The following is a 9,483-nucleotide window of genomic DNA, read 5'->3' as shown; positions in this document are numbered from 1 at the left end:
ATTTTTCTATATAATTCCTCCTCATTCCATATTTCTTTTTCCCTTTAAAATGTAACTGAAATGGTTTTAACCTCCTTAGGTTGTACATAAAATATATAAGCCCCTATCTTAAGGAGTGAGCCAATTGAACTTCAGCTTAATGATTAGTTTCGTTTTTTTAGGGTTATCTTTAGCCGCACCAATGGGTCCAGTGAATTCTGCTGAGATAGATAAAGGAATTAAAAATGGCTTTTTTCATGCTTGGTTAGTGGGAATCGGTGCGATGATCGCGGATGCTTTTTTTATGTTATTAGTATATTTAGGTCTTCTGCAGTTTTTAAATATACCCCCTGTTCAGGTTTTTTTATGGCTGTTCGGATCCTTTGTTCTTATTTACACTGGCTTTGAAGGTCTTCTAAATTTAAACAAGCTCACGCTAATGGATTACAGAAAAAAGGATTCATTATTTTCCTGTCTTTTATCGGGATTTCTGTTATCCATTTCAAGCCCATTGTCTATCCTTTTTTGGTTAGGCATTTACGGTTCTATCCTTGCGAAAACAACCGAAAGTTCGCCAAATCAGATCTTAATCTATAGTACGATGATCTTTCTTGGTTTAGCGTTGTGGGATTTATTTATTGCTGTTCTAACTAGTGGTTTAAGACCATTACTCAACACACGAATATTAAAAATGATCTCCCTACTATCTTGTTTATCGCTGATAGCGTTTGGTGTTTACTTCGGTATAGAAGGTGTTCAAACTTTATTAAATTAATTTTATCTATCTCATAAGTAAGGTTTTAATTCAGGTAACGACCATAATCCGGTATGGCTAGTTGATCAAAATTGGTTGCAAGAGTGGTTAGTCCCTTCTCGAGTGTCACGCCTTGTACAGGCCTACCGTGACCAGTAATCGCTACGTTTGGTTTGAGTGCTTGTAACTTTTCTACTGACTTCCATGCTTTCTGCCAATCCATGGTTAAATATCTTGGAGGGCCACTAATTTTTAGATTTTGAACAAGGACATTAAACAGTGAGTCTTGTTTAACCGTAATAAAAGCATCCCCGGCAATTAAAGTTTGGTCCTTATTTCTAAATAATGATATATGGCCTGGTGTGTGTCCAGGTGTATGAATCCAGCTCCATTCAGGCATTTCGGGGATTTGGTTATTTGCTGGCAAAGGCTGAACATGTTGTCCTAAATTGATAGGATCATGTGGAAGTATGAAGGACATTTTAGCAATTAAACCTCCCTCGACAGTTGGATCCGGCTCTGGATAACTTTTTTGCCCTTTTAAATAAGGTAATTCACTTTCATGTGCGTAAACTGGAACATTCCAATAGTTGACCAAATCAACAATTGCTCCAACATGATCAAAGTGGCCATGAGTTAGAATAATCATCTTAGGCGGTCTAGAACCAAACCGATTCTCCGCTTCTAAAATAATCTTATTGGCCGATTTGGGCATTCCCGCATCGATCAAAATCCACTCGTTATTCTTTTCTGGATCACCCACAAAACAAACATTAACAATCTGAACGGTATAACAATAAAGATCTTTTAATACTGCTTGACCCAAACCTGAATCTATGGAAGTCATCGGTATATATTTATGATCATCACTATAATGCATATCTTCGTTCAATATTCCACCCTCCCTCTAGAATCCATTCACGGACCTTATTATCCCTTTCTACATTTTTACTATTCGGATGAAAAAATGATCTCCCTTTGTTTGATCGTCTAGAGCTGATCATTAGATATAGATCACACAGATCATCACCTATAAAAAAGTTATGTATCACAATAAAAATGTAACGCATACTATCCATTAGTCTAGAGTCGTAACGCTTGGAGGGATACCACTTGAGTAAACAATCTCATTCCTGTAACTCAGGATCACAAAAAAAACAGAATGAAAAAAACAAGTTAGAATGGTGGCAACTATCATTAATAGGGGTTGGCTGTACCATTGGAACGGGGTATTTTCTCGGATCTAGTATTGGTATCATAACAACCGGTCCTTCCATCGTTTTTTCATTTATTATGGCTGCTGTTGGAACCTACATTGTTTACCGTTTCTTAGCTAAAATGACAGCTGATGACCCATTGGAGGGATCCTTTTGCTCTTACGCCAAAAAAGCCTTTGGGCAATGGGCTGGATTTAGTTGTGGATGGATTTATTGGAGTTCAAACATCTTAATCATGGGAAGTCAATTAACCGCTTTATCTATTCTCTCCAAATTTTGGTTTCATCAAATCCCCCTCTGGGTCTTTTCGACAGGATATGGAGTTACAGCGATTATCGTTGTGCTATTGGGGACAAAAGGCTTCGGTAAAATAGAAAATATTCTTGCGATCATTAAAACCGCTGCCATCGTCATGTTTATTCTACTTGCCTTTTCAGCGCTTCTTAACTGGATACCAGGAGACTCAAGTGATGCACACGTTCCTCATTCAATGAGAGAACTATTCCCACATCAATTCATTGGATTCTGGTCTTCTCTTATTTATGCTTTTTATGCTTTTGGCGGGATTGAAGTCATTGGACTTATGGCGATGCAGTTAAAGAAAAAAGAAGATGCACCAAAATCAGGCAGTATAATGTTATTAGTTTTAACCATCATCTATGTCCTGTCCCTGGGACTCGCTGTTTGTATGCTTCAGTACCAGCGTTTTAGTGAGGATGAGAGCCCATTTGTAAAAGCAATGGAAAATACCCATCTTAGTTTTTTTCCACATGTTTTTAATGGAGCCATCATCATTGCCGGATTTTCAACTATGACGGCAGCTTTATTTGGCGTGACGAATTTACTTGTCACATTAGCTAAAGACGGTGATGCGCCTTCTTTTTTTGCATTAAAAGTTAAAAAAATCAATAACCTGCCTCTGCCTTCGTTAGGAATAGCAACCTTAGGTATGCTTATTTCTATTATCACCGCTTTGTTATTACCAGATAAAACATATGAATACATTACCACTGCCGCTGGTATTTTACTTTTATTCAATTGGCTTTTTATTATTATTTCAGCCATTCGCATTCTTAAGTTGAACGTATTAGATAAATGGATGGCATCCATAGGAATCTTATTCCTTATCGGTGCGATATCAGGAACCATGATGGAGAAAATGATACGCCCTGGCTTTTTTGTTAGTATCATATCTGTTGCCGTGATTGTAATTATATCCTTGATTTTAACTAAACTAAAAGCTAAGAAAAAAGAAAAATGAACAAGAGACATGAATTGCCTGTCATAGAATAGAATCACATCATTTATCCCGCCTTAACGGCAAGTAAAGACCCCCACTGATGGAAGTATCACTTTATTTAATCCTTAATCTTTGGTTTGGAGAAATCTTATCTGATTTCAATCCATTCATTGATTTGATTTTTTTTACTGAAACTTTATATTTTATGGCGATCTTCCCTAGATAATCTCCTCTTTTGACCCTATAGTACTTTTTTGAGGTTGCCTGAGGATGATTTGTTCCGGCAATTTTAATTTTTTGGTTTATTCGGATGAGATTTACGTTTTTGATGTGATTTAAAGACTTTAATTTTGATATGGATGTTTTAAATCTAGATGCAATTTCACTCAAAGTATCTCCAGATTTGACTTTATAGATGGTGGTTTTAGTTTTTGAATTTGAAGGTGTAATGGCTTTTGTTGTGAGTTTACTATTATTTAGATTAACTTTTGCGGGTTTAACACCAGATTTCAATTTTGAAAGCAAAGCGATGTTTTGCGATGCCTTACCTAAGTAATTTGGAATACCATATGCTTTTGCTAACTTTGCCCGATGGTTATATGAAAAATTCATTTTTTGAGATTTCATGTAATCAACGAGGGATATCGTTTTAATTTTCTTAACCCTTTTAGTAGAAGATTCGACCTGCCTTGTATACTTCCCTGCGTAATCCTCACTTGCATCAAAATGCCCATAGTTTTTCATTCCTAAGAAATAATAGTCACTTGTCCATTGCCAGGCCCCTTTCCCATCACTAAATATCGCGGTTGGTTTATTTTTTAGTGGATTTTTGGGATAAGAAGCGAGCCAAGGTTTATTTATAATTAACGATTCAGGATCTAAGCGATGGTTATAAAAGTACGAACCAGTATAGATATCAATCTTTGGATAGCCTAATCGTTTCATCTCTTTAATAAATGTGTTCGTATACCCAGTTAATTTCTTTGGGCTTTTCGATAGATTCATAGCTTCAATATCAACAACAACATAGCCATCTTTTGTCTTATTAAACCCGACTAATTTTAATTTTTTATCAAACCAATTGGCCTCTGATTTAGCTCTTGAATGACTATTATAATGAGCATAGTGATAAGCATTTACGACCATACCAGCCTGTTTTGCATTAGCAATGTTTACACTCGCTGCAGGATCAACATAATAAGTTCCTTCGCTTACCTTAACAACGACACTTTTTGTTCCACTATTTTTTATCGTTTGATAAAACGCAAGCGGTAATCCGCTTTGTCGATTATGGTGGGATACATCAATGAAGTCAGCATCGGGTTTTTCTGCCATACTACTTTGTATAAATAAAAAAACGACCCCGAAGGAGAAGGCTAGTGTGATGATACATTTAAACCATTTATTCAATTTAGGATTCCCCTTCCTATATTTCTTCTTTCATTATCCTATTCAGAAGCCCGATAATCGTGTTTGGTGATGTTCCACCGCGCGATTTTCATCTAAATAAGCATTTATACGTTTCGATGATGTCATTTCTTGCATATCTTATATTGATTAATAAAAAGGGGGTGTTATTATGGGATACGAAGGTGGAAATAGCTACGGCAACGGATTTGCCTTAATCGTTGTTCTATTTATCTTACTTGTCATTGTTGGTGCATTTTATTGCTACTAATATTAAAAAGTATGTATCTCGACTCCTTTGGTCGAAAAAACCCCTTGATACGAGTGTATCAAGGGGTTTTCTTAATCTATTAGATTAATATAGGTTGAGGTATTGATCGCGTTCCCAAGGGTGAACTTGAGTTCTGAACATATCCCATTCAATTTCTTTAGCTTCAACGAAACGAGAAAGTACGTGTTCACCAAGAGCTTCTGTGATCACAGGGTTACTGCTCATCACATCAAGTGCTTCTTTAAGCGTTGATGGAAGGTCGTGTATTCCAAGTTCTTCTCGTTCTTCTTTATCCATAACATAAATGTTACGGTCAACTGGTGCTGGTGGAGTTGATTTAGATTGTACTCCATCAAGACCTGCTGCAAGTAGGACAGCCATACCTAAGTAAGGGTTGGTAGAAGGGTCAACGCTACGTACTTCAATACGCGTTCCCAATCCACGTGAAGCTGGGATACGAATAAGTGGGCTACGGTTTCTGAGAGACCAAGCGATATAACTTGGAGCTTCATAACCTGGTACCAAACGCTTGTAAGAGTTGACTGTTGGGTTTGTTACAGCAGTAAACGCACGAGCGTGTTTAACGATACCTGCAATAAATTGTTTAGCTGTTTCACTTAAGCCGTCAGCAGAAGATTCATCGTAGAAAGCATTTTCATTGCCTTTAAACAATGACATGTTTGCGTGCATGCCTGAACCATTCACTCCAAAGAGTGGTTTTGGCATAAACGTTGCATGTAAACCATGTTTACGTGCAATTGTTTTAACAACTAATTTAAATGTTTGGATGTTGTCGCAAGTTGCAACCGCATCAGCATATTTAAAGTCGATTTCGTGTTGTCCTGGAGCTACTTCATGGTGAGATGCTTCAATTTCAAATCCCATGTCTTCAAGCTCAAGAACGATGTCACGACGGCAATTTTCACCTAAGTCAGTTGGTGCTAAATCGAAGTAACCACCTTGGTCGTTTAATTCAAGAGTTGGTTCTCCTTTTTCATCAACTTTGAACAAGAAGAATTCTGGCTCTGGCCCAATGTTGAAACTAGTGAAACCAAGTTTTTCCATTTTTTTGAGTTGTCTTTTCAAGATACCACGTGGGTCACCTGCAAAAGGTGTTCCGTCTGGATTATAAATGTCACAAATCATACGTGCAACTTTACCTTTTTCAGCAGTCCATGGGAAGATCACCCAACTATTGTAATCCGGATATAAAAGCATATCTGATTCTTCAATGCGAACAAATCCTTCAATTGAAGATCCATCAAACATTACTTTATTGTCGAGAGCTTTTTCCAATTGATCAACAGGAATTTCAACGTTTTTGATAATTCCTAATAAATCTGTAAATTGTAAGCGAATAAATCTTACATTTTCCTCTTTAGCAATTTTAAGAATGTCTTCTTTGCTATAATTCTTTGCCATGCCTGATCCTCCCCAAAATCTTTTTTCTTTTTTTAGTAAAACCCATTTATACAAAGGAATCTATTTTTGGTTAAAAAACCTCGAAAATTCCCCTTGTATCCTTGCTTGATCTCCAAACTTACCTGCATTAATTAATTCGCGTTTTAAATATTTCATTAAATCAGCGTCAGATAAGTCAGACTTCTTTTGTTTTACAGCATTAAGGGGTTGATTGGATTCAACAGGTTTCGAACTGAGTACATGCTTTATACCAGCTAAGTTCACACCTTCGTCCAATAAAGATTTGATATCTAGCAACTTCTCAACATCATTAAACGAAAAGACGCGCCTATTTCCTTCTGTTCGTTCGGGCTCTATTAAGGCATTCTCTTCATAATAACGAATCTGACGAGCAGTTAATCCAGTTAGGTTTTGAACAATACCCATTGAAAATAAAGGCATTGAACGACGTAAACGATCGTCCATATTCAAACCCCCCTTCAACATTTAATATTATACGGTAAGCAAAATATCATGTCAATCTATGTTAGTTTTTCTTACAGAAAAAATGTTATAAATTGATAAAAAATTCCGTTTTTCGACACGATTTTATCACCATTTAGTAGATAAACGATGGTTATACTTACCTCTACTTCCAGCGATCGATCAATTGATCTAGTGTGGTTAACAAAGCCACTTTCACGTGCTCATAGGTAAGACCACCTTGAACAAATACCGTATAAGGCTTCCGGATTGGTCCATCTGCGGATAATTCGATACTTGATCCTTGAACAAATGTTCCAGCAGCCATAATCACTTGATCTGAATAACCAGGCATCGGACTTGGATAAGGAGTCACATGTGAGTTAATAGGCGAAGCCATTTGAATACCCTGACAAAAGGTTACCATATCTTGCTCATTTTCAAAAGTGACCGATTGAATCAGATCTGTTCGTTTAGTTTTCCAATTAGGTGTTGTAGACATACCTAACTCTTCCATTAAAGCAGCTGTGAAAATGGCTCCTTTTAAAGCTTGGCTGGTGACATGTGGGGAAAGAAAGAAACCTTGATACATATCAGATAACTGTGTTAGTGTTGGGCCTACTTCTTTACCCAATCCGGGTGCAGTAAGTCTTTCAGCACATTGCTCAACGAGGTCATCTCTACCAACAATGTAGCCTCCTACTTTTGCTAATCCACCACCCGGATTTTTTATTAATGATCCTGCTATCAAATCTGCACCTACATGACAAGGTTCTTTCAATTCGACAAATTCCCCGTAACAATTGTCTACAAAAACGATAACGTTAGGATGGACTTTTTTAATCCTTTGAATCGCTTCTTTAAGTTGATCAATGTTAAAAGAAGGTCTTCTAGCATATCCGCAAGAACGCTGCAAAGCAATCATTTTTGTTTTTGGAGAAATAGATTGAATGACACTCTCTGTATCTATTTTTTGATCTTTTAAAGGAATAATTCTCGATTCAATTTGGAATTCTTTAAGGGAACTTTTACTTTCTCCATTTATCCCTATAACACCTTCTAATGTATCATACGGGTTCCCTGTGATGTACATTAATTCATCACCTGGACGTAAAACCCCAAAAAGAGCCACAGTGATAGCATGTGTACCTGATATCAACTGTGGTCTTACAAGAGCCGATTCCCCGCCAAACACATCCGCATAGATAGCCTCTAACCCTTCTCGGCCAAAATCGTCATAACCATATCCCGTAGACCCATTTAAATGTGCATCACTAATTTTGTGTTTTCGAAAACTTTGTAGAACTTTAAATTGATTTGTTTGAGCAACTTTCTCTATTACTTTGAAATGTTCTGCAATCTTTTTTTCAATATGATCTGTCATTTCTTCTAAATAAGAGCCATGTTTCAATTCACTGTACATTTCAGTACTCCTTACTCTGTTTGCATAGGTGGCAAAATTTTCCCGGCTAATGGGTGCTTTGGATGAATGTAACCCGTAAATTCAAATTGTTCATCCGACTCGATCCAAGTCTGACTCATTAGTATCGTTTTATCTTTCAACTGATCGATAAGGTGACCTTGATTGGATGGAAGTTTTACCCGATAAGGTATCATCTGATCAATAATATGTTCTTGTATCCGGTCCTTAAGTCTTAAAATATCTTGTCCACTCTTAGCAGATATTAAGATCGAATCCTTTGGTGTAATAAATGACGTGGCCAATTGATCTTTTTTATTGAAAACTTTAAGACTTGGAATGTGCCCTGCACCAAGTTCATCTAATAAACGATTGACGGTTTTCTCATGTTGTAACATATCTGTTGATGAAACATCAATGACATGGAGAATTAGATCTGCCCTGCTTGCCTCTTCTAGCGTCGATCTGAATGCTGCAACTAATGTTGTTGGTAAATCTTGAATAAATCCAACGGTATCTGAGACAAGTGAGACAAATCCATTTGGACAAATTAACCGTCTAGTTAATGGATCAAGTGTGGCAAATAGTTGATTCTCTTCAAATGTACTTTCTTCTGTCAACTGATTAAAAATAGTTGATTTTCCGGCGTTTGTATATCCAACAAGAGCAATTTGAAATTGGTCATTTTGATGGCGTCTTTCTCTATAACGCTCTCGATGGTGAACAACGGTTTCAAGTTGCTTCTTTATATCGGAAATCCGTTTTCTTATGTATCGTCTGTCTGTTTCAAGCTTAGTTTCACCTGGGCCTCTTGTTCCAATGCCCCCACCTAATCGGGACAACGTCGTCCCTATTCCACTTAACTTAGGAAGTAAGTATTGAAGCTGTGCCAGCTCTACTTGTAGTTTCCCTTCACGCGAAAGAGCCCTCATAGCAAAAATATCTAAAATCAATTGCGTGCGGTCAATCACTTTTGCTTCAAGTTTCTCATTTAACCTTCCCAATTGTCCTGGAGTTAGTTCACTATTAAAGATAATCGTACTGGGCTCGAGAGCCTTATCCAAAGCCTCAAGCTCATCCAATTTTCCCTTTCCAATATATGTACCCACATCTATTTTTTGACGTTTTTGCACAACCGTTGAGATGACTTCTCCCCCAGCTGTATCCGTGAGTTCAGCCAATTCCTCCATAGAAGAATTAAATGCTTGATCTGAATGATGAGGTAGTTGACATCCGACTAATATGACTTTTTCCATTAGCTTCACAACCTTTGTTCCAATTCATAAACTAATACTTACGATATTAGTTTAA

Annotated in this window: 9 protein-coding genes; 3 read left to right on the top strand and 6 right to left on the bottom strand. The window is 37.1% G+C overall.

The window, feature by feature from the left end:
* Window positions 1–124 precede the first annotated feature (124 nt).
* Window positions 125–754 (top strand): LysE family transporter, encoded by a 630-nt coding sequence (locus tag GMB86_RS12915; RefSeq protein WP_408033841.1) that lies wholly within the window; start codon window positions 125–127, stop codon window positions 752–754.
* Between the two features lie 25 nt (window positions 755–779).
* Here GMB86_RS12915 and GMB86_RS12910 read toward each other — a convergent pair whose 3' ends face one another.
* Complete coding sequence (locus GMB86_RS12910; RefSeq protein ID WP_155220580.1) at window positions 780–1,625, bottom strand: MBL fold metallo-hydrolase; 846 nt, start codon at window positions 1,623–1,625, stop codon at window positions 780–782.
* Window positions 1,626–1,846: 221 nt separating this feature from the next.
* Here GMB86_RS12910 and GMB86_RS12905 point away from each other — a divergent pair, with 221 nt between their 5' ends.
* On the top strand, window positions 1,847–3,211 hold the full coding sequence (locus GMB86_RS12905) for an amino acid permease (protein WP_230459112.1): 1,365 nt from the start codon (window positions 1,847–1,849) through the stop codon (window positions 3,209–3,211).
* 93 nt (window positions 3,212–3,304) lie between these two features.
* Here the strand turns inward: GMB86_RS12905 and GMB86_RS12900 are convergent, their stop codons facing one another.
* Window positions 3,305–4,600, bottom strand: a complete 1,296-nt coding sequence (locus tag GMB86_RS12900) for a GH25 family lysozyme (protein WP_155220576.1) — start codon at window positions 4,598–4,600, stop codon at window positions 3,305–3,307.
* 169 nt (window positions 4,601–4,769) lie between these two features.
* Between GMB86_RS12900 and GMB86_RS12895 the strand changes: the two genes are divergently transcribed.
* A complete protein-coding gene (locus GMB86_RS12895; protein WP_155220574.1) occupies window positions 4,770–4,868 on the top strand; it encodes a YjcZ family sporulation protein in 99 nt (32 codons plus the stop codon).
* Between the two features lie 84 nt (window positions 4,869–4,952).
* Here the strand turns inward: GMB86_RS12895 and glnA are convergent, their stop codons facing one another.
* The 4 genes from glnA to hflX form a co-directional block, all read right to left on the bottom strand.
* Window positions 4,953–6,290, bottom strand: coding sequence for a type I glutamate--ammonia ligase (glnA, locus tag GMB86_RS12890; RefSeq protein WP_155220572.1), 1,338 nt, complete (start codon window positions 6,288–6,290; stop codon window positions 4,953–4,955).
* Window positions 6,291–6,350: 60 nt separating this feature from the next.
* Window positions 6,351–6,755, bottom strand: a complete 405-nt coding sequence (locus tag GMB86_RS12885; protein ID WP_155220570.1) for a MerR family transcriptional regulator — start codon at window positions 6,753–6,755, stop codon at window positions 6,351–6,353.
* A gap of 163 nt (window positions 6,756–6,918) precedes the next feature.
* Window positions 6,919–8,175 carry a methionine gamma-lyase family protein gene (locus GMB86_RS12880; protein WP_155220567.1) on the bottom strand — a complete coding sequence of 419 codons (1,257 nt, stop codon included), beginning with the start codon at window positions 8,173–8,175 and terminating at the stop codon, window positions 6,919–6,921.
* A gap of 11 nt (window positions 8,176–8,186) precedes the next feature.
* On the bottom strand, window positions 8,187–9,428 hold the full coding sequence (hflX, locus tag GMB86_RS12875; RefSeq protein WP_155220565.1) for a GTPase HflX: 1,242 nt from the start codon (window positions 9,426–9,428) through the stop codon (window positions 8,187–8,189).
* Between the last annotated feature and the right edge of the window lie 55 nt (window positions 9,429–9,483).

The organism is Terrilactibacillus tamarindi (assembly GCF_009718825.1).
Lineage (GTDB): Bacteria > Bacillota > Bacilli > Bacillales > Sporolactobacillaceae > Terrilactibacillus > Terrilactibacillus tamarindi.
Note: the sequence above shows the minus strand (reverse complement) of the source record. Positions and strands in the feature narration are given on the sequence as shown.